This is a genomic window from Cytophagia bacterium CHB2 (assembly GCA_030263535.1).
Taxonomy (GTDB): domain Bacteria; phylum Zhuqueibacterota; class Zhuqueibacteria; order Zhuqueibacterales; family Zhuqueibacteraceae; genus Coneutiohabitans.
This window is the reverse complement of record SZPB01000068.1, coordinates 1-21,523: the sequence shown is the minus strand read 5'-3', so window position 1 is coordinate 21,523 and position 21,523 is coordinate 1. Positions and strand designations below refer to the sequence as shown.

The following is a 21,523-nucleotide window of genomic DNA, read 5'->3' as shown; positions in this document are numbered from 1 at the left end:
GTGGAGATGAAGTACTCCAACACCGAGAGACCTTCTCGGAAGTTCGCCGTGATCGGGTTCTCGATGATTTCGCCCATCTGGCCCGTCATCTTCTTCTGCGGTTTTGCCATCAAGCCGCGCATACCGGCAAGCTGGCGAATCTGTTCTTTGGAACCGCGCGCGCCGGAGTCGGCCATCATAAAAATCGGGTTAAACCCCTGCCGATCTCCCTGCAAGCGATCGAACATCTTCTCCGCCACGTCGCTCGTGGTGTGCGTCCAGATGTCGATGATCTGATTATAGCGTTCGCCGTCGGTGATCACACCCTTTTCATATTGGTTTTGAATGGTGTGAACTTTGCGAAAAGCGTCGTCGAGATATTTCTGCTTCTCTTCCGGAATGATAACGTCTTTGACGCCGACGGTCACGCCCGAGAGCATCGCGTGTTGAAAGCCGAGCAGCTTCAATTCATCGAGAAACATCGCGGTTCTGAAATTGCCGAGCTGCTTGTACACTTGCGAAGTCAACTCTTCTAGACGCTTTTTGGTGAGCAATTCATTCACAAAACCCACTTCGCGCGGCACAATGCGATTGAGAATTACACGGCCAACGGTGGTTTCGATAATTTTATCGTCGATGCGAACTTTGATCTTGGTGTGCAGCGCAATCTGCTTGGTGTTATAGGCGATGTTGACTTCATCAACATTGGCAAACACCTTGCCTTCACCCGGCAAGCCGCTTCTGGCCTTGGTCAGGTAATAAATGCCAAGCACGATATCCTGGCTCGGAATCGCCAACGGGCGACCGGAGGCCGGCGACAGGATATTATGACTCGAGAGCATCAACAAACGCGTCTCGGTTTGAGCGTAATAGCTCAACGGCACATGTACCGCCATCTGATCGCCGTCAAAATCGGCATTGAATGCCGCGCACACCAGCGGATGAATCTGCAGCGCCTTGCCTTCGATCAAAATCGGTTGAAACGCCTGAATGCCCAAACGGTGCAACGTCGGCGCGCGGTTCAACAAAATGGGATGATCGTCGATGATTTCTTCTAAAATATCCCAAACGCTGGCGTCGCGGCGGTCAACCATTTTTTTGGCGCTTTTCACGGTTTTGGCGATTGACCGCTCGACCAGCTTGCGGATCACAAATGGCTTGAACAATTCCAGCGCCATTTCTTTAGGCAAGCCGCATTCGTGCAAGCGCAACTCCGGGCCTACCACAATCACCGAACGGCCGGAATAATCGATACGCTTACCCAGCAGGTTCTGGCGGAAACGCCCTTGCTTGCCGCGCAACATATCGGACAACGATTTCAGTGGGCGATTGCCATCGCCGCGCACCGCAGCCGTTTTACGGCCGTTATCAAACAGCGCATCGACGGCTTCTTGCAGCATGCGTTTTTCATTGCGCAAGATGACTTCCGGCGCCTTGATCTCCATCAACTTCTTAAGGCGGTTATTACGAATGATGACGCGGCGATAGAGATCATTCAGATCAGAGGTGGCAAAACGGCCGCCTTCCAACGGCACCAAGGGGCGCAATTCCGGCGGAATCACCGGAATGACGGACAACACCATCCACTCCGGCCGATTCTGGCTGCGCTTGATTGCTTCAATGACTTTCAACCGCTTCAACGCTTCGGTCTTGCGCTGGAAGGAGGTTTCGGTTTTGACTTGATGGCGCAACTCGGTCGACAGCAAGCTCGGATCGGAACGGCGCAATAATTCGAGAACAGCTTCACCGCCGATCTTGGCGACGAACTGCTCGGACTCGTTTCCGGCGCTGCCTTCGCTTGCTCCCATCTCGGAGGTGATGCGGAAATAATCATCTTCCGTCAGCAACTCTTTCGGGCGAAGGCCGCTGCGGCCGGGCTGAATTACGACATACGATTCGTAATAAATGACTTTTTCTAGATCCTTGCCGCTCATGCCGAGAATATATCCGATCTTCGAGGGCAAAGCCTTCCAATACCAAATATGAACCACCGGCACGGCAAGCGTGATATGCCCCATGCGCTCACGCCGCACCGATTTTGTGGTCACTTCAACGCCGCAACGGTCGCAGACAATGCCTTTGTAGCGAATACGTTTGTATTTGCCGCAATGGCATTCCCAATCACGCACGGGGCCGAAAATTTTCTCGCAAAAAAGCCCATCCTTTTCCGGCTTAAATGAACGGTAATTGATCGTCTCCGGCTTGGTTACTTCACCGTGTGACCGTTCGAGAATTTTATCCGGCGACGCCAGGCTAATGGCGATTGCGCTGAAATTGCGGCGTGCTGCGGTATCTTGTTTCGGAAAGTAAGTCAAAGCTCACCTCCACTGAATCACAGTGGTTATATTAAAATACTGATGTTCTTAACAACTTTTGTTGTGGCCGGCTAATTCGATTTGCCGTTTTCAGAATCGTCGACCAACTCGACGTCGAGACCCAAGCCCTGCAACTCTCGAATGAGAACGTTGAAGGATTCAGGTAAACCAGGCTCCGGCAAATTATCGCCTTTCACGATGGCTTCATAAACCTTCGACCGCCCCCGCACATCGTCTGATTTGACGGTCAAAATTTCCTGCAGTGTATAGGCCGCGCCATAAGCTTCCAGCGCCCAAACTTCCATTTCACCGAAACGCTGGCCGCCGAATTGCGCCTTGCCGCCCAACGGCTGTTGCGTGATCAAGGAATACGGGCCGATGGAGCGCGCGTGAATCTTGTCTTCGACCAAATGCGACAGCTTCAACATATAGATCTGGCCGACGGTCACGCGCTCGTTGAACAACTCGCCGGTCCGGCCATCGAACAACTGCACTTTGCCATCTTCCGGAATGCCGGCTTTTTTCATCTCATTGATGACTTCCTGCTCGCTTGCGCCGTCGAATACCGGCGTGGCGAATTTTACACCGAGCTTGGAAGCAGCCCAGCCCAGAGTCGTCTCAAAAATCTGGCCCAGGTTCATGCGCGAAGGCACGCCCAGCGGATTAAGCACGATGTCAACCGGCGTACCGTCTTCAAGATAAGGCATATCTTCGATCGGAACGATTTTGGCGACGACGCCCTTGTTGCCGTGGCGGCCTGCCATCTTATCGCCGACCATCAATTTGCGCTTTTTCGCAACATAAACCTTGGCAAGCTGAACGATGCCAGGAGGCAATTCATCACCGACGATGATTTTGAGCTTGCGCCGTTCATACTCTTCTTCGGTGTCTTGCACTTTGCGCTCATAGGTCGAAAATACCAAATCGACCAACTCGTTGATGCGCCTTTTCTCGGTCCAGCCTTCGCTGCGGTCGAGTTTCTCAAAATCAAGTTCGGACAAGCGCTCTTCAGTCAACTCCGTGCTGGCACGCACCACGACTTTCCCGTGCGTGTCGCGAATGGTCGCGGACGTTTCGCCCGAAAGCAAATTGATCAACTTTTCGCTGCGCAGTTTCTTGAGACGCGCCAACTCGCGAGTATGCCATTCTTCAATCTCGTCGACCTTCTTTTTCTCCTGGCGCTTCGACTTGGAGTCTTTCTTCTTGCGGGAGAAAAGCTTGGTGTCGATCACAATGCCCTTTAACCCGGGCGGCGCTTTCAATGAAGCATCTTTCACATCGCCGGCCTTTTCGCCGAAGATTGCTTTCAGCAATTTCTCTTCAGGCGTTGGATCCGTTTCGCCCTTGGGCGTGACTTTGCCAACCAGGATATCGCCGGCCACCACTTCTGCGCCGATGCGAATGATGCCATTTTCGTCGAGATCTTTGGTGGACTCTTCAGAAACGTTTGGAATTTCGCGCGTCAACTCTTCTTCGCCGCGCTTGGTGTCGCGCACCTGCAACTCGAATTCTTCAATGTGGAGCGAGGTATAAATATCCTTCTGCACGACGCGCTCAGAAATGACGATGGCGTCTTCGAAGTTGTAACCGCGCCACGGCATGAATGCCACCAAAACGTTGCGGCCTAATGCAAGCTCACCGCCTTGCGTCGCGCAACCGTCAGCCAACACCTGGCCTTTCTTCACCCGATCGCCGACGTTCACAATGGGGCGCTGATTGATGCAAGTATCTTGGTTCGTGCGCATGAATTTGGTGCAGCGATAAGTCACCAAATCGGTTTCCTCAAAATTCAGTAACGCCTCGACCTCGATTTTCTTGCCGCGCCCCGAGGGCATGTCTTTACGAATGATGATTTTGTCCGTTTCCACGTGTTCGACCACGCCGTCAAAATCGGAAATAATCATCGCGCGGGAATCATGCGCCACTTTTGCTTCAAAACCGGTGCCGACCAACGGCGCTTCCGGAACCAAAAGCGGCACGGCCTGGCGCTGCATATTGGAACCCATCAACGCGCGGTTGGCGTCATCGTGCTCCAGGAACGGGATCAATGCCGCGGCGGCAGAGACGATCTGATTGGGCGACACATCCATATAATGGAGTTCTTCGGGCGGCACCACGGGAAACTCGCCCTTGATACGGGCCTTCACGCGATCGTTCAGGTAATGGCCACGATTGTCAATCGGCGCGTTCGCTTGTGCAATGACATATTGATCTTCATCGTCGGCGGAGAGATATTCGATATCCGTCGACACGCGGCCGTTTTTCACGCGGCGATAGGGCGTTTCGATGAAGCCGAAATCGTTGATGCGCGCAAATGTGGTTAATGATGAAATGAGACCAATGTTCGGACCTTCCGGCGTTTCAATCGGACACAGACGGCCATAATGCGTGTAATGCACGTCGCGTACTTCGAAACCGGCGCGCTCGCGCGTCAAACCACCAGGTCCGAGAGCGGAGAGACGGCGTTTGTGGGTCAATTCCGCCAGCGGGTTGGTTTGATCCATGAATTGTGAGAGCTGGCTGGTGCCGAAAAACGTGTTGATCACGGAAATGATCGTGCGCGCATTGACGAGATCCTGCGGCGTCAACTTCTCGCTGTCGCGCAAATTCATCCGCTCTTTGATCGTGCGCGCCATGCGCGACAAACCGACGCTCATCTGCTGCGAAAGCTGCTCGCCCACGGTGCGAATGCGGCGATTGCCCAAATGGTCGATGTCATCGGCCGTGCGATGGCCGTTGCGCATATCGAGCAGATACTTGATGATCGTGATAATATCGTTTTCGGTAAGAACCGTCGTGGACACCGGCGTATCCAACCCGAGCTTCTTGTTGAGGCGATAACGCCCGACTTCGCCCAAATCGTAACGTTTGGGATTGAAGAACATGCGCTCGAGAAATTGTTTGGCGGTATCCAGATCCGGCGGCTCGCCCGAGCGGAGCTGGCGGTAAATGGCTTCCAGGGCGTCTTGCTGCGAATGTGCGGCGTCGCGCTTAAGCGTGTTCGAAATCACTTCCGGGCCAAAGGCGCTATCCGAACGCAACAATCGCACGGTCGTAATTTTCGCTTTTTTCAAGCGATCGATTGCTTCTTCCGTCAGTTCTGCATCTTTTTCAAGCAGAATTTCGCCGGTTTCACGATCGACGACATCGCCGATTGACTGCCGCCCAAGAAATTGCTTGACTTTCGAATCCGACAACTTGATTTCGTCAATGAGATCGAAAAGCTGCAGCACTTCTTTATCGGAGGAATAACCAATCGCGCGCAACAGCGTGGTGACCGGAAATTTCTTGCGGCGATCGATGTAGACATACATCACATCGCTGATGTCAGTAAGAAATTCGACCCACGAACCGCGCAGCGGAATGATGCGCGCCGAAAAGAGCTTGGTGCCGTTGGGATGCTTCAATTCATCAAAGAACACGCCGGGAGAGCGATGAAGCTGGCTCACCACGATGCGCTCGGCGCCATTAATAATGAAGGTGCCGCGCGTGGTCATAAAGGGAATATTTCCCAAGTAGACGACTTGTTCGGTTGTTTCACCGAAGTTGCCGCTTTCCTCATCTTTTACCGACAGGCGGAGTTTGGCCTTGAGCGGAACCGAGTAGGTTACACCGCGCTCCTGGCACTCATCCATGTCGTACTTGGGTTTTTCGATATAAAATTCAACAAAATCCAGGCAAAAATTTTCCCGGCTGTCGTAAATCGGAAAAATGCTCTTGAATACCGCCTGCATTCCTTGGTTGTCGCGCTTGGAAGGCTCGACATCGAGCTGCATGAATTCGTTGAACGACTTGAGCTGAATATCCAACAAATCCGGCAAATCGATCACGGTACTTAGTTTTGAAAACGAGTACCGTTTTCCGTTTGTATTCTCCATGAAAGGGGCACCTATAAAACAACAACCTCTTTCTGGCTGAAAGAGGGTTGAGTCAAAAGGGTTGGCTTACTTCATTTATTTGATTTCGACGGTGGCGCCAGCTTCTTCCAACTGCGCTTTGATCTTCTGTGCTTCTTCCTTGTTCACCGCCTCTTTCAACGTCTTCGGCGCGCTGTCCACCAAATCTTTGGCTTCTTTCAAACCCAGACTGGTGAGGGTACGCACGACTTTGATGACGTTAATCTTGTTGGCGCCGGCGCTGGCTAGCACCACGTCAAATTCGGTTTTCTCTTCGGCTTGGGCTTGCGCCGGCATTGCACCGCCAGCTTGCGGCATCATCGCCACGGCCGGGGCTGCGGCAGACACGCCAAACCGGTCTTCAATTGCCTTGACCAAATTTGATAGCTCAAGAACACTCATGTTCTCGATCGCCTGGATAAAATCATTCGTAGACACAAAATCCTCCTTAAAAGAGTGGAAACTTCATGGATTCAACGGCGCCGCAGCGCGAACGGTTCTATAAAATAAATTATTGCGCACCCGCAGCTTCTTTTTTCTGATCTGCGACTGCATTTAATGCATATGCCATTTTCCGGATGATGCCTTGCAGAGAATTTGCAAGACCCGTGACCGGCGCATTCATGCTGCCGAGCAAACGCGCCAACAGCTCGTTGCGGCCCGGCAATTTGGAAATTTCTTCGGCGAATTTGCCGTCATAATACTGGCCTTCGAACACAAAGGCCTTGATTGTCGGTTTTTCACTTTTCTTGGTGAATTCGAGCAGCACTTTTGCCGGAGCTGCGGGATCACCCAAGCCGAACGCAATGGCTGTCGTGCCTTCCAGGTGCGGCACGATGTCTTTCATGCCAACCTGAGTGGCCGCCAAGCGCGTGAGCGTATTTTTGCTCACAAGATAGTCCACGTTCGACTTGCGAAAATCGCGGCGCAGCCGGGTAATGGCCTCGACGGTCAAACCGGAATAGTCTGTGACAAAAACACTTTTTGCCGCTGACATCCGTGCAACGAGATCGGTTACGGCTTCTTGCTTCTCTGGCCGAATGGTTCTGGATTCTAACATGGTCGTGTTCACGCCTATACTTTATACTTTAAGTTCGCCCATCATCGCATTGCTGTCAATTGGAATGCCAGGTCCCATGGTGCTGGACAACGTGATGCTGCGCACATATTGCCCCTTCGAAGAAGCCGGCTTCAACCGCACGACGGTTTCGATAAACATCCGCGCATTTTCCGCAATCTGCTGTTCACTGAAAGACGCTTTGCCAATATTCACGTGCAGGATGCCCGACTTGTCGACGCGGAATTCGATTTTACCGGCCTTCACTTCCTTAACCGCCTGCCCCACGTCGAACGTGACGGTGCCACTCTTGGGATTTGGCATCAAGCCGCGCGGGCCGAGAACTTTACCGAGCTTGCCAACCTCTCCCATGACATCGGGCGTGGCAATGACAACGTCGAATTCGAACCACCCTTCGTTGATCTTTTTGATAAAGTCATCAAAACCGACATGATCGGCGCCCGCTTCGCGCGCCTCCGCCTCTTTCACGGTTTTGCACAACACCAACACGCGCACGGTTTTGCCCGTGCCGTGCGGCAACGAGACGGTGCCACGCACAACCTGATCGGCATGCCGCGGATCAACGCCAAGACGCATCGCCACTTCAATCGTTTCGTTGAATTTTGCCGTCGCCGTTTTTTTCAACAACGCCACGGCATCTTCCAACGAATACTCTTTGTTCGGCTCGACCAACTTGGCAAGTTCACGAAAACGACGACTATGATTCATACAATTACCTTACCTGGAACCAACGTTGCATTTGATATTGATTAACGGACCTCAAGCGACTTCAATGCCCATGCTGCGCGCCGTGCCTTCGACCATGCGCATCGCCGCCTCAACGTCGTTGGCATTCAAGTCTTCCATTTTTGCTTGCGCGATCTGGCGCACCTGATCTTTGGTCACCTTGCCGATCTTGTTGCGATTCGGTTCGCCCGAGCCTTTGGGCGCACCCATCGACTTCAAAAGCAGTACTGCGGCGGGCGGTGTTTTCAAGACAAACGTAAACGAGCGATCGGAATAAACCGTAATGATAACGGGAATAATCAGTCCCTGACGATCTGAGGTTTTGGCGTTGAAAGCCTTACAGAATTCCATAATGTTGACGCCATGCTGGCCCAACGCCGGGCCTACGGGCGGAGCGGGATTTGCCTGCCCGCCGGGGATTTGCAATTTGATTTCCTTAACGACTTTTTTAGCCATGTGTGTCTATCTCCCGTGCGATTATTTTTCTAACTCGATTTGCAGGAAATCCAACTCGACCGGTGTTGATCGGCCAAAAATACTGACCATCACCTTGGCCTTCTTTTTCTCTTCGTTAATTTCTTCCACAAAACCCGTAAAGTCCAGAAATGGCCCATCCGTTACACGCACCGGATCGCCGACCTTAAAGGGCACAGAAACGATTTCCTTGGATCGGCTTTCCTGCACGCGGCCTAAAATGCGATCGATTTCATCTTGACGGAGAGGCTGGGGTTTGTTTTTGGGGCCGACAAAATTGGTAATCCCGGGGGTGTTTAGAATTAAATGCTGCGTGTCCTTGTCCAACACCATTTCGACCAACATGTAGCCAGGAAAGAACGTCTTATTTCGTACCCGTTTCTTTCCTTCTCTCATTTCGGTAACTTCTTCCGAGGGAATAAGCACGCCCGCCAGCCGGTCGGATAATCCCAAAGCCGCCGCTTCATTTTCCAAATAGGCTTTCACCTTGCGCTCGTGCCCGGAGAGAACATGAATCGCATACCATCTTTTGGCCGTGCTCTCGGTATTTTTTTCCGTGATATCTTCCACTGGGATATAGTCAGATATTGTAGAATCAACTTTAGGTTAACTGATCAGCCCATAGAGCTGTTGCACGCCCCACGAAAGCACGCGGTCGACCGCACCCGTGATAATCGCAAAGAAAAGAGTGACAACCAAAACCACCATTGTCGATTCTTTCAGGTTTTCGCGGCTCGGCCAGCTCACTTTGGTCATTTCGATTTTAATTTCGTCAAAAAATGTCTTGACCTTCTGCACTAGATTCATTTGGCGTCTCTCGTATTCAATACATCATTGACCATCACATCATTGACCATCACCTCAGATGGCAGGCCTGGAGGGAATCGAACCCCCAGCCTCCGGTTTTGGAGACCGGCGCTCTAGCCAGTTGAGCTACAGGCCTACTGAGCACACTTAACGCGATTCTTTGTGCATCGTATGTTTGTTGCAGAACCGGCAAAACTTTTTGAATTCTGCGCGCGCCGTATGCGTTTTCTTATTTTTCGTCATCGCATAGTTTCGGCGCTTGCACGTGCCGCATTCCAGAGTAATGTTTTCTCTCACGACTCTTCACGCCTTTTTGTAATATTCATGCCAAATTTGTTCAAGAGCTCACGACCGGGATTGAACCGGTGACCTCTTCCTTACCAAGGAAGTGCTCTACCGACTGAGCTACGTGAGCCAATCGTGCGAGAGCGGGAGACGGGACTTGAACCCGCGACCAACAGCTTGGAAGGCTGTGACTCTACCACCTGAGTTACTCCCGCATGCTTACCAGAATCCGAACTGCCCCTTGCTCACCGCTTTGCGCCACGACACGTGAATCCGTGAAAAATCCCGATAGAATCGGGATTCGTTGGCTTACTTCATTTTTTGTTTTCACAAACCATTGGAGCAAGAATGGCTCATGATAACGCACACAGTGGGGAGGGAAGGATTCGAACCTCCGAAGGCATAGCCAGCAGATTTACAGTCTGCCCCATTTGGCCACTCTGGAACCTCCCCGGCAAAATCTAATTTCGTTGAGCCACCAGCAGGAATCGAACCCGCGACTTCCTCATTACAAGTGAGGCGCTCTACCTTCTGAGCTATGGTGGCTATTAAAGGTCATGCATCGCCTTTGTCAAGAATTAAGACTCGCCACAAAATATCGCTCAGAACAAAAATATAAAAACGAACACCTTGAATAGGCGATTCCTTAACTTCAGTAAAACCGAATTTTAGGACATAGACTCGTAATATATAAAACTAAATGATTTTGTCAAGAAATATTTTGCCCCGCATTGCCTCACGCATTGCCTCATAAAAAATGTTACCGAAGCATTTTGAATGAGGGGGCGTTGCCTCATAATTTATGTTACCCAAAGGAGCGGATTGACTTATAAAACGGTTTTAGCGGAAAGGTTTTAAACCAAGAAAGTGCTTCTGCATAACTCTGTTACGAAAAATCTAAGTTAGATTCAATGTGGATTACTTCATAAATGGGTAACAAACGATCAGCCCTACGTCATTTTATTATGAACTATGCAAAATTGATATCAGCGTGCCACAGATAACGAATTCTCGACAGAATTGCTTGAAAAAACGTTCCCAGCGGATGAGCAAAATGTATGTTTCAACGAAACGACCTCATCCGCTGGGAGAAAATTTATTCAATCACTATCGAGGTGATTTCAAAAGCATCAGCTCTAAAATCATCGCCCTACGCCGAGTGTCATGCGAAATTCGCGGCCAGGTATAGGATAACCTTCGATCACCTGTATGCGTTTATCAGCCAGATTTCGAATTGCACCAGCCAGATAGATTTGATAGCCTCCTGTAAAATCAAACCTGTACGAGCCAAACAAATCAAGCAAACGATAGCCCGGCAATGAAAACGAATTGTCTTGCCGTACGAAACGCCGGCTTACGAGCTGATATGTCGCACCCCACGTTCCACCAAAAATCTGTGCAGAAAAAGTGGCGTCAAATTTGTGATCGGGACGATACAGCAATCGCTTGCCTTGTGTCGCTGCATCATCGCCGTCGTCGATTGCACGCATTTTGGTGTAAGCCAGACGAACATTAACCCGATCGCGCAACGAACGCCACGTCAATGCCGGTTCCAAGCCGGCGATTTTGGCGCGCGCAATATTTTGCGGCGAAAAACGGAAATTTTCATCCGGAATCCAACTAATGAGGTTTTCCAACTGCGTATGGAACACATCCAATGCCAATTGCCAATTTCCCGCGCGATTTGCGCTTTGCACCAACACGCCTCCATCAAACTGGGTGCCGACTTCCGGCCGCAAATTGGGGTTGCCCGCCGTGTATGGACTGCTCGGCCAGAAAAGATCATTCATCGAAGGTACGCGAAAACTTTTTCCGGCGCTGGCATGCCAGGAGAGCGTGAAATCTCTCTCCCATTTCCATACCAAGCTGATTTTGGGACTCGTTCGATTGCCGGAATCGCTGAAATGATCGTAGCGCAACGCCGGGGTTATAGCCAGGCTCATCAATGCGTTGTTGCGCACGCGATGCCAGCGCCATTCCGCTTGTACAAACGCGCTGCGCTGATCGCGCTGCGGATTCTCGAGATCCGTGCTCTTAACTTCAAAATGCGCGATCTCCGCGCCGTAAAGAAAATCCCAGACCCCCAGGCGGCTGCGATTGTGCAGGAGTAACTCGCGTGCATCCACTGTATGGCGGCTGGCGCTGGGAAAAAATGGATCCGGGTTGGTATAGTCCTGCTCGAGATGCTGCAGGTTGCCCTGCACATTAAAATTAAAAAGTTCACCCGTTTGCGCGGTGAAGCGCACCGCACTCATACGATTATTATCCTGCTGCTCGGCAGCGCTCGTTGGAAAACTCAGCGATCCCGCCACTTCGCGATCACTGTCAACGATTTGATGAAAGGCGCTCAGTCCAATGCGTTCGGAAATCGCGAAATCCCCGCGCGCATAGAAATCCTGCTTGTTGAGATGATTGTTTTGCAGGCGCGGTTGCGCCGCCAGTCCGGTGGGATAGTCGCCCTCCGTGCGCAAACGGCCATAAGCCAGCACACCGGAAATTTTTCCCACACGCTGACTCAGCTTGATCCGGGCTGCGCCCGTGCCGTAATTGCCAACAGTATACTCTGCTTGCGGCGAAAAGTGCGCGGCGGGTGAGAGCGTGCGCACATGCACGATGCCGCCCACCGCTTCACTGCCGTATTGCGCCGAAGCCCCGCTGCGCAATACTTCGACACTTTCCACCCCGAGCGTCGGCAGCAGATTGAGATCGACCCAGCCGCCTTGCGGATTATTGATGCGGAAACCGTCTTGCAACACCAACACCTGACCTTCCGAGGCGCCGCGCAACGACACCGTTTTGATGCCGCTCAACCCGCCATAATCTTTGACGAGCAGCGATTGCATATGCGTCAATGTTTCGCCCACGTTGTGAGTGGTGAGCAAACGCGGCGTGTCCGTCGTGACCAGTTCAACCGGCGCCGGGCTATCGGCGGCAACTGCGGCATTACGTTTCGCCGTTACCGTCACTTCGTGAAAAAGCAGGCTGGTGGGGGTGAGTTGGATGCGGTGATTCCTATTGATTTCAGCAAGCGCCAAACGCTCGGATCGATACCCGATAAATCGAATGAGCAGCGAGTCATTCGGCTGCGTTGCGGATAGCTTGAATTTTCCAGCCTCGTTGGTTACCACGCCTTGCCGTGAAGACATTAACAAAACCGTTGCCCCCGCGATCGGTTGCTTCGTCACGGCATCCACGACATTTCCGCGAATCGCTTCGCTTTGTTGCCCGCGCACAAACGAAGCCCACAGAAATACCGCGAACGTTGCACAACTGCCAGCGCGTTTGAACATAAAATCTCCTTACAGAAAAATTGTGGTTGGGGAGAGACGCGCCGGGAAGGAAATCGCGCAGGACGAAAAAATTCCTGCGCCTGGCAGGGAGGGATATGAAGCGACTGCTGCAAGCGCCGGCCTTCCCGCGAAGGCTCTCCGATTCAGTGAAGGACGCAATATCCTTCACGGAGATTAATCTCACAGGCAGGTCTCCTGACTTGCAGCTCGGTTAGCTCGATCTCATCTTCCCCTCGTGTTGAGAGTGATGAAATCGCCGAACAACACGCTGCTCACAGTTGCGGGGCAGTTGCCGATTCGCACGGCATTCCCTATTCTTTCTGTTTCGCCTCAGCGAAGCAGAACACCCATGATGACGTCGAATATAGAAAACTCTATCGGGCCAAACAACTGGATTTTTTGCTCGTCACGGTTGATGCACCTGGCCAGGAAAACCAATTTCCGCGCATCAACGTTCATATGGAGTGAGGCTCGCGGCGAGCTCCCGGGCAAGATCAGAGCAGTGGCGAGCACGCGGTTGACGTGACGGCGGTAATCTTTATCATAAAAAAAAGCGCGCTCAAAACTGCGAGTGCGCCCGAAAATCACAACGCTGCTTTTTACCGCACCGGACGGCCAATCGAAAAATAATCAATCCCGATTTTTTTCATGCGCTGCGGATCGTAGAGATTTCTACCATCAAAAATCGCGGGCGATTTCAAGGATTCTTTGATCAGAAAAAAATCCGGCTCGCGGAACGCATTCCACTCCGTCATGATGATCAGCGCATCAGCGCCTTCCAGCGCTTCATAGCGTTTGTCAAAAAGAAATAAATCGCGATCGACACGGTCTTTAAAAACTCTCGCCGCTTCTTTCAGCGCTTCAGGATCGTGCGCTCGGACCAAAGCGCCTTCAGCATTCAACGCATTGATCATTTCGATCGCCGGCGCCTCGCGCATATCATCCGTTTTCGGTTTAAAAGCAAGTCCCCACATGGCAAAGACTTTCCCGCGCAGGCCTTGCTTAAAATATGATTTGATCTTGTCGAGCAAAACTGTTTTTTGCCGCGTATTCACCTCTTCCACAGCTTTGATAATCGCAAGATTCGTGCGGTGATCGCCGCCGGTTCGAATCAACGCCTGCACATCCTTCGGAAAGCACGATCCGCCGTAACCCGTGCCTGGAAAGATAAAATGCGGCCCGATGCGCGAATCCGTGCCGATGCCCTTACGCACCATGTCGATATCAGCGCTGACCGCTTCACACAAATTGGCGATTTCATTAATAAACGAAATTTTAGTGGCCAGCAGAGCATTCGCCGCATATTTGGTCAGTTCCGCGCTGCGTTCATCCATGATGATGATCGGCTTACCGGAGCGCACGAACGGCGCGTACAATGTGCGCATGATCTCGATTGCCTTTTCGTCCGCGGTGCCGATGACGACGCGATCGGGGCGGGTGAAATCATCGATCGCAGCGCCTTCTTTCAAGAACTCCGGATTGGACACCACAGCAAAATCGTATTGCGTATGCTTTCGAATTTCATCCCGGACTTTATCCGCGGTGCCAACCGGAACGGTGCTTTTGTTGACGATGACTTTGTAGCCGTTCATAAATTTGCCGATGTTGCTCGCGACGTCGAGCACGTATTTCAAATCGGCGGAGCCGTCTTCGTCCGGCGGGGTACCCACGGCGATAAACACGATTTGCGCCTGTTCGACCGCGTATTTGATGTCCGTGGTAAAATAAAGGCGTTCTTCGCGGACGTTTTGCTTAACCATTTCCTCCAAACCCGGCTCGAAAATAGGAATGTCCCCCTGACGAAGCTGGTTGATCTTGTTTTCATCCACGTCAACGCAAATCACTTCATTGCCGGAATCGGCAAAACAAGTGCCGGCAACCAGACCGACATAACCTGAACCGACGACCGCAACTTTCACACGCCTCTCCTTTGGGTTGCAATTGGAACACTAATTTGTTTTTTTGATGAAAAATCGAAAATAGGCGCCTTCATCCTTTGCCAACAGCAATTCGTGTTTGGTTTGCTTGGCCCAGCCCTGCATATCGAGCATGGTACCGGCATCGGTGGAAATCAATTCGAGTATCTGCCCCACAGCCATATCCTTAATCGCGCGATTCGTTTTAGCGATGGGTAATGGGCAACTCAAACCGCTGCAATCGATTGTCTTGTCGGCCTTGATGTCTGACATTTCAACCTCGGGGTTATTCAGGAATTTTCGACTGGGATGGGGGCGAAAATAAGAACTATTCATCTAATTTCAAATAGCCATTTCATGAAAATACTATCCTCTCACCCGCTCTTTGCCCGCGCTGAGCAGCATGACGCGCGCCGGGCCATCGTTGCGCGCGAAGGCGTGTTCACGTATCACGATTTGCTCGTCGCTTCTGCCGCAGCTTCAGGCGTTTTGCTGCGCGGCGCACGTGATCTTGCCGAAACACGCATCGCGTTTCTAGTACCGCCGGGCCTGCATTATGTTACAACGCAATGGGGAATTTGGCGTGCCGGAGGCGTGGCCGTGCCCTTGGCCGTGACGCATCCACAGCCAGAATTGGAATATGTTCTACAAAATTCCGGCGCGCGCATTGCTGTCGCTCACCCCGACTTTGAAACGCGTTTAGAACCCTTGGCCCGCAAGCACGGTTTGCGTTTTCTGAGCACAACAGATTTGCTGGAGCCGACTGCCGCGGATTTTCCGGCAATTGATCTGCAAAGACGTGCGATGATCATTTATACCAGCGGCACGACGAATAAGCCCAAAGGCGTCGTGATAACGCATCGCAATATCGTGGCGCAAATGACCTCGTTGATTACCGCCTGGGAATGGTCCCCGCAAGATTATCTGCTCAATGTTCTGCCGCTGCATCACATTCACGGCATTATCAATGCGCTGAGTTGCGCGTTGTGGGCCGGTGCGACATGCGAGTTGTTGCCGGAATTTCATCCCGAAACAACTTGGAAAAGATTCCTGCAAGGCAATACGACTGTGTTTATGGCCGTACCCACGATTTATAGCAAGCTCATCAACACCTGGGAGGCTGCTTCGCCACCCGAACAAAAAGCCATGTCAGAAGCATGCGCACGAATGCGCTTGATGATTTCCGGATCGGCTGCGTTGCCCGCACATGTATTCAAGAAATGGCGGGCCCTCAGCGGGCATGTTCTGCTCGAGCGCTATGGCATGACGGAGATCGGTATGGCGCTTTCGAACCCTCTACATGGCGAACGCCGGGCGGGATTTGTCGGCACACCATTGCCCGAGGTTGCCGTAAGATTGGTTGACGAACACGGCGAGGAAGTTGGCCCGGGAACTGCCGGAGAAATTCAAGTCAAAGGTCAAAACGTTTTTCTGGAGTATTGGGACAATCCGGCTGCCACACAACAAGCCTTTCGCGCGGGCTGGTTTTGCACAGGCGATATTGCTGTTATTGAAAAGGGTTATTTTCGCATCTTGGGCCGCGCCTCAGTTGACATTATCAAAACCGGCGGATACAAAGTTTCAGCCCTGGAAATCGAAGAAATGCTGCGCACCCACCCCGACATTGTCGAATGCGCTGTTGTTGGAATTCCCGATGCGGAGTGGGGAGAACGCGTTGGCGCGGCGCTTGTCTTGCATCCGAACAAGCAATTTTCACTCTTCTCTTTGAAAGAATGGGCGTGCACCCGAATTGCGGTTTACAAAATTCCAACGGTGATCATCACCGTAATCGATCTGCCGCGTAACGCGATGGGCAAAATTATCAAACCCGAGGTGGTTCGGCTGTTGCAATCATCCGAAAAATCGTCTCAGTGATTGCGCCGAGTTCTCCTTTAGTCTTGCTTGATTTTTATGCGGCCCTAATCATCTCCGAAGCTCGTTCCCACCGCTCGCGCCGACAAAACCATGGCATGATTATGCGGCACCAGCTTCTGTTTAGCAATGGCTTCCTTAATCGGTACGCTAACAACCTCGGAGCCGCGCAACGCCACCATTTGCCCGAAATTTCCTGCGGCGCAAAGCGCAACCGCTTTCGCGCCAAAATTTGTCGCGAGAATACGATCATATGGAGTCGGGCTGCCGCCGCGCTGCAAATGCCCCAACACGGTGACGCGCGTTTCAAGCTCCGTTCCCAACGCGATTTGTTCTGCCACAAATTCTCCCACGCCGCCGAGACGCTTGGCATCCGTGCGCTTCACATCCATTTCCTTGACGATTTCGCCGACGTCCGGACATTTGGTCCCTTCTGCAACGCAAACAATGCTGAAACGCTTGCCATGAACGCTGCGGTCGATGACTTTGCGAAATACAGATTTCCAGGCAAATGGAATCTCGGGAATCAAGATAATATCGGCGCCGCCGGCCAAACCCGCGCCCAGAGCGATCCAACCGGCATAACGGCCCATCACTTCGATCACCATCACGCGATGATGCGACGAAGCAGTCGTGTGCAAGCGATCAATCGCTTCGGTGGCAACCGCCAATGCCGAATCATACCCGAACGTAACGTCAGTGGCGGAAAGATCATTGTCGATCGTTTTGGGCACTCCCACGACATTGAGGCCGTGATCCGTTAATTTTTTGCTGATTTGCATCGTGCCGTCGCCGCCAATGGCGACCAAAGCGTCCAAGCCCCAACGTTTGTAGTTTTTGATCGCGCGCGAAGAGGCATCGACAATTTCGACCTTGCCATTCACCGATTCATCGGGATAGTGCCAGGGATCGCCTTTATTCGAGGTGCCGAGAATCGTGCCGCCAAGATTGATTATGCCGGAAACATCGGCGTTGGCAAGCTGGCGCATGCGCCCTTCGACCAAGCCTTCAAAGCCATCTTCGATGCCGAACACGGCCGCGTTATACTCATTCATTGCGGGTTTCGCCACCGCGCGAATGACGGCGTTCAGGCCCGGACAATCGCCGCCGCCGGTGAGTATGCCCAGGCGTTTCAAACCAGATGCTGCCATATCATCTCCTCTGTTCTGATGCAAGCAAGCGATAAAATGCTGCGTGAAACTTCCAAAAGCAAGCACTAAAACTGTAACTTTTTGCTTGAATAATCGCGCGTGTGTTGTTACTTTGCGCCCACTCGCGCAACAGCAGCAACGATTTCCGGCAGTCAAATTATCCGACAACACGTCCGTTTGCGTTCATGAACAAAAAGAAAAAAAATTTTACGACGCAGGCCATTGAAGATTATCTGAAGACAATTCACGTCCTGCAAACCGTGGAAAAGAAAGTTTCAACCTCTGCCATCGCCGGGCGCATCGGCGTGGCCCAGGCTTCCGTCACCGGCATGCTGAAAAAACTGGACGAAATGAAACTCGTCGAGTATTCGCCTTATCAAGGCGTGTCGCTGACACCCGCCGGAGAAAAAATCGCGCTCGAAGTCATTCGCCATCATCGTTTGCTCGAGTTGTATTTGGCGCAAGCCATGGGCTACAGTTGGGATCAAGTGCATGATGAGGCCGAGCAACTCGAACATTATATTTCCGAGGAATTCGAGGACAAGATGGATCAAGTGCTGGGGCAGCCAACCATCGATCCGCACGGCTCTCCCATTCCCACCAAAGATGGCGTGCTGCCGAATGTCACGTGTTTCGCGCTTTCGCAAGCCCAGACCAGCGAGCGCGTCGTGGTGCGCATGGTTTCCGATCGTGATCCGGCGCGCTTGCGTTACTTGGCACAAGTTGGAATCTTTCCCCAAACCGAAATCTTAGTTCTCGATAAAGCGCCGTTCAATGGGCCGCTGCATCTCCAAATCCAGGATCAAACCTGCCATCTCGGCAAAGAGCTGGCCGACGCGATTTTGGTCGATTATATTTAAGCCCGCTATTTCTTCCGAATACGCCTCCGGCCCACTGTTTCGTTGTCCTCACATATTTAGCCCCTCCCTCACGCACTTTTAAACCAGTGTTGGTATTCTAGCCTTTGGATTCCAATATGAAACGGCATCCGGCATTGTCTATTTAGATAACGTAACAATTCCGATACGTTGCCTTTGGACGATGATCTGAGAATTTGCGCGAGAAAACACCAGTTCATGGAGCGTGATCTTATGAAGAAAGCAATCAGCTTGATTCTGTTGCCCGCATTTTTTGTTACAATTGTACTGCAGGATTTTGCCCTAGCCAAAGCAGCGGATTTTCCGCTCGAAGCGGAAAGCCGCGTTTATTCTCTGGCCGTTTTGGATCTGGAGCCGAGCGGGCGTATCTCCGTGGCAGATGCCGCTAAAATTACTGACCGGATGCGCCAGGAATTGCAAAGCACCGGCATGTTCGAACTGATGAGCAAAAATCAAGTGATGTCCGGGCTGGCCAATTCGAATTTGTTGGAAACCGGCTGCAGCACAATGGAATGCGCCATTGAAGCCGGCAAGCTCCTCGGCACAAAACTCGTGGCAAACGGCACGATCAATAAGATCGGGCCGCTTTATTTCATTGAAGTACAACTCGTCCACGTCAAGAGCGGGCAAGTCGTGCAAAAAGTCAAAGAAGAAGTTGACGGCGATTTCAAGAAGCTCGAAGCCAGCGTACCGGCGTTGACAAAAAAGCTTGTTGGAACGGCTTCGACCGCGACATCCTCGACGCGCTCAGAAAACTCCGGGCAATCTCAGAATATCACGCCGGTCGAAAACTCGGAAAGCACAACTTCACCGGCAGATGAAGAAAACATGGTCGAAGGCGCAAATAAGAATAAATCCGGGTCCGGCAAAACCTTGCTGGTGGCCGGTTTGGTGGCTGTCGGCGTTGGCGCCGGTATTTTTGCCGCCACGGCTATGGGCAAAGATGACAACGGCAATGGCAACGGCGGTGGTGGCGTTGATCCGCGCACGCTTCCCCAGCCTCCCACCTTTCCGTAAGGATTCATGGTGGGTGATTACGCGGTAAGAGTCTGCGCGTTGAAGTTTGGCAAAGTATGCTGAGCGGCTTCGACAAGCTCGGCTTCGACACGCTCAGCCGGCGAGGCGCAAAGCCAGACGTGCTTATCGCGTGCGGTTTGCAACGCCCTGCTTCACGGATCGACAGTTGTTTCAGAGCAGCACATGGCAGCGCGGACAAACAGTTGCAAAAACCGAGTTCAGCAAAATAAAGCTGCCGCTGGCATGAAACGAAACATTGAAATCAAACGATATAGCGCTTGCGTTGGCGTCAGAAACCAAGAGGCATTTCACACCGATATGACGATTTAGCCAATACTTTTCATTTCCAGGCATGGCACCTGGTTTGCCGATTCCCGCCGCAATCGTAATGACGCGATCACGATGATGGTTCGAACGATCATCGTTCAACAAGGAGTATGCGCCACCAAGATTGAAACGACAGGAAACGACGGCAATGAAAGCAGGCGTCAAACAAGTATTGGTTGCACTGTGCGGGGCGTTCTTTTGCAATTTCACCATCACACTGGCACAAACATCACAAGCGCAGCCCAGTCTCGCGGTTCTCAGTTTGTGGGCTGAAAACGACGCGCTGAAAGACGAGGCCGCCAAGCTGACAGCGCAGCTTCATGCTGAGTTCCAGCGGCTGCAGCTCTTTGCCTGCTTGCCGCCTGGCGAAGAAACGCGCCTGCCGCAAACGTTCGATCTGCACGCTCAAAATGAACGGGGTGCAGCCATTGCCGCCGGGCGCGCGTTAAGCGCGAAAGTCGTCGCCTTCGGACGCCTGCAAAAAAACGGGCAGGCATACGGCATTGAGATTTATCTCGTGCACGTGGCCAGCGGACAGATTGTCGAACATGTGCGTGAAGATTTTTTTGGAGATTTTACCGAACTGGCGCATCACTTACCTGCGCTTGTGAAGAAACTCATCGGCATGACGGCACAGGAAGCAGGCCCAGCCAGTTTTGCGAAAGCATTTGAAGGGAGTGCCATTGCAGGGAAGGCGCGATCATCAAGCTAATGATCAACTTCCTCCGGCCAAGTACGTTTTCCAGCAATGACGGCGGCGACGTTTTCCTCCTTTCCGGCGCCGCCGTCATTTGGCTTTTTGAATATTTGACTTCATTCGAAAGAAGAATTTAACTGCGGCTCTCTTGGTTTTTGACATGAGAGCCTTATTTCGCATGAAGTCTTTTACCATCACACCTAAAGGATCAGCACCGCACCATGCGATTCAACATCATGAAAAAGGTCAACCCCATGAAGAGATTGGTACTTCTTGCCACCTTGGCAATCCTCGGCATTGCTGGCACTGCAACTTGGGCGCAGGAAAAACCCAAGCTCGTGCGTATGACGTTCCGCGTGAACAACCAAACCGTGACGTGTACCGGCAATGCCAAGGTTTCGATGACGCTGATTTTCGATTCCGCCATGGATGTCAAGGTTTTTCCGCAAGTCAATTTTGGTTTGCAAGCTCCTTATCCGCTCGAACTGCCCATGGTCGATCGCGAATGGGTCGATGACATCACGTTTTTTGCAAGTTTCGATATCAATGAAGATGTGCCCTCGACCGGCGATGGACTCTATAAATTTCTTGTGTCTGCCGCGAGAGGCGCCGGTGAAGGCGGCTTAGTCATGAATGAAACGCTGAGCGACACGGTGGTCAACTCGCGCGGCGAAACATCGAATTTGTCGATCGATCGCATCGGCAATGCCGCCGCCAGCACGGATTCCGTCGGTTTTGGTTCGATTCGCGCCGGTACGGTGCGCGACAGCGTGATCACCGTGCAAAATGACGGTTGCGCCAATATTACCATTACC

The 21,523-nt window shown here is 52.0% G+C and carries 18 protein-coding genes, 5 tRNA genes and 1 riboswitch; of the genes, 5 read left to right on the top strand and 18 right to left on the bottom strand.

From position 1 onward, the window contains the following. The 17 genes from rpoC to FBQ85_09145 form a co-directional block, all read right to left on the bottom strand. Positions 1–2,294: DNA-directed RNA polymerase subunit beta' (gene rpoC, locus FBQ85_09225; protein ID MDL1875328.1), on the bottom strand; the 2,294-nt coding region annotated here is incomplete at its 3' end. A 71-nt stretch (positions 2,295–2,365) separates the two neighbouring features. Then, the gene (rpoB, locus tag FBQ85_09220; GenBank protein MDL1875327.1) at positions 2,366–6,172 is read right to left on the bottom strand and encodes a DNA-directed RNA polymerase subunit beta; all 3,807 of its coding nucleotides are present in this window, start codon (positions 6,170–6,172) and stop codon (positions 2,366–2,368) included. A 75-nt stretch (positions 6,173–6,247) separates the two neighbouring features. Further along, positions 6,248–6,628 carry a 50S ribosomal protein L7/L12 gene (locus FBQ85_09215; GenBank protein ID MDL1875326.1) on the bottom strand — a complete coding sequence of 127 codons (381 nt, stop codon included), beginning with the start codon at positions 6,626–6,628 and terminating at the stop codon, positions 6,248–6,250. A gap of 73 nt (positions 6,629–6,701) precedes the next feature. Further along, positions 6,702–7,250 (bottom strand): 50S ribosomal protein L10, encoded by a 549-nt coding sequence (locus FBQ85_09210; protein ID MDL1875325.1) that lies wholly within the window; start codon positions 7,248–7,250, stop codon positions 6,702–6,704. 21 nt (positions 7,251–7,271) lie between these two features. After that, complete coding sequence (locus FBQ85_09205; GenBank protein ID MDL1875324.1) at positions 7,272–7,976, bottom strand: 50S ribosomal protein L1; 705 nt, start codon at positions 7,974–7,976, stop codon at positions 7,272–7,274. A 51-nt stretch (positions 7,977–8,027) separates the two neighbouring features. Continuing rightward, positions 8,028–8,450: a 50S ribosomal protein L11 gene (gene rplK, locus FBQ85_09200; protein ID MDL1875323.1), complete on the bottom strand. Its 423-nt coding sequence runs from the start codon at positions 8,448–8,450 to the stop codon at positions 8,028–8,030. 21 nt (positions 8,451–8,471) lie between these two features. Beyond that, positions 8,472–9,029: a transcription termination/antitermination factor NusG gene (gene nusG, locus FBQ85_09195; protein ID MDL1875322.1), complete on the bottom strand. Its 558-nt coding sequence runs from the start codon at positions 9,027–9,029 to the stop codon at positions 8,472–8,474. Positions 9,030–9,074: 45 nt separating this feature from the next. Then, positions 9,075–9,275: a preprotein translocase subunit SecE gene (gene secE, locus FBQ85_09190; GenBank protein MDL1875321.1), complete on the bottom strand. Its 201-nt coding sequence runs from the start codon at positions 9,273–9,275 to the stop codon at positions 9,075–9,077. A 59-nt stretch (positions 9,276–9,334) separates the two neighbouring features. Then, a tRNA-Trp gene (locus tag FBQ85_09185) sits at positions 9,335–9,411 on the bottom strand. 11 nt (positions 9,412–9,422) lie between these two features. Then, on the bottom strand, positions 9,423–9,572 hold the full coding sequence (gene rpmG / locus FBQ85_09180) for a 50S ribosomal protein L33 (protein MDL1875320.1): 150 nt from the start codon (positions 9,570–9,572) through the stop codon (positions 9,423–9,425). A 45-nt stretch (positions 9,573–9,617) separates the two neighbouring features. Beyond that, a tRNA-Thr gene (locus FBQ85_09175) sits at positions 9,618–9,690 on the bottom strand. Between the two features lie 12 nt (positions 9,691–9,702). Further along, positions 9,703–9,775, bottom strand: a tRNA-Gly gene (locus FBQ85_09170). A 156-nt stretch (positions 9,776–9,931) separates the two neighbouring features. Further along, positions 9,932–10,013 (bottom strand) — tRNA-Tyr (locus FBQ85_09165). 17 nt (positions 10,014–10,030) lie between these two features. Beyond that, positions 10,031–10,106, bottom strand: a tRNA-Thr gene (locus tag FBQ85_09160). A 596-nt stretch (positions 10,107–10,702) separates the two neighbouring features. Continuing rightward, positions 10,703–12,850: a TonB-dependent receptor gene (locus FBQ85_09155; protein MDL1875319.1), complete on the bottom strand. Its 2,148-nt coding sequence runs from the start codon at positions 12,848–12,850 to the stop codon at positions 10,703–10,705. A 167-nt stretch (positions 12,851–13,017) separates the two neighbouring features. Next, positions 13,018–13,216, bottom strand: a riboswitch (cobalamin riboswitch). Between the two features lie 233 nt (positions 13,217–13,449). Continuing rightward, positions 13,450–14,769: a UDP-glucose/GDP-mannose dehydrogenase family protein gene (locus FBQ85_09150; protein MDL1875318.1), complete on the bottom strand. Its 1,320-nt coding sequence runs from the start codon at positions 14,767–14,769 to the stop codon at positions 13,450–13,452. Between the two features lie 30 nt (positions 14,770–14,799). Next, positions 14,800–15,030, bottom strand: coding sequence for a sulfurtransferase TusA family protein (locus tag FBQ85_09145; GenBank protein ID MDL1875317.1), 231 nt, complete (start codon positions 15,028–15,030; stop codon positions 14,800–14,802). 93 nt (positions 15,031–15,123) lie between these two features. Between FBQ85_09145 and FBQ85_09140 the strand changes: the two genes are divergently transcribed. Continuing rightward, positions 15,124–16,641: a long-chain fatty acid--CoA ligase gene (locus tag FBQ85_09140; protein MDL1875316.1), complete on the top strand. Its 1,518-nt coding sequence runs from the start codon at positions 15,124–15,126 to the stop codon at positions 16,639–16,641. A gap of 44 nt (positions 16,642–16,685) precedes the next feature. On the opposite strand, the gene FBQ85_09135 is transcribed toward FBQ85_09140, so the two are convergent. After that, on the bottom strand, positions 16,686–17,789 hold the full coding sequence (locus tag FBQ85_09135) for an ATP-dependent 6-phosphofructokinase (GenBank protein MDL1875315.1): 1,104 nt from the start codon (positions 17,787–17,789) through the stop codon (positions 16,686–16,688). Positions 17,790–17,974: 185 nt separating this feature from the next. Between FBQ85_09135 and FBQ85_09130 the strand changes: the two genes are divergently transcribed. From FBQ85_09130 to FBQ85_09115, 4 genes are all read left to right on the top strand, one after another. Continuing rightward, a complete protein-coding gene (locus FBQ85_09130) occupies positions 17,975–18,649 on the top strand; it encodes a metal-dependent transcriptional regulator (GenBank protein ID MDL1875314.1) in 675 nt (224 codons plus the stop codon). A 216-nt stretch (positions 18,650–18,865) separates the two neighbouring features. Further along, a complete protein-coding gene (locus FBQ85_09125) occupies positions 18,866–19,684 on the top strand; it encodes a hypothetical protein (protein ID MDL1875313.1) in 819 nt (272 codons plus the stop codon). Between the two features lie 475 nt (positions 19,685–20,159). Next, positions 20,160–20,723 (top strand): hypothetical protein, encoded by a 564-nt coding sequence (locus FBQ85_09120; protein MDL1875312.1) that lies wholly within the window; start codon positions 20,160–20,162, stop codon positions 20,721–20,723. A gap of 239 nt (positions 20,724–20,962) precedes the next feature. After that, on the top strand, positions 20,963–21,523 hold a 561-nt coding region (locus FBQ85_09115; protein ID MDL1875311.1), incomplete at its 3' end, for a hypothetical protein.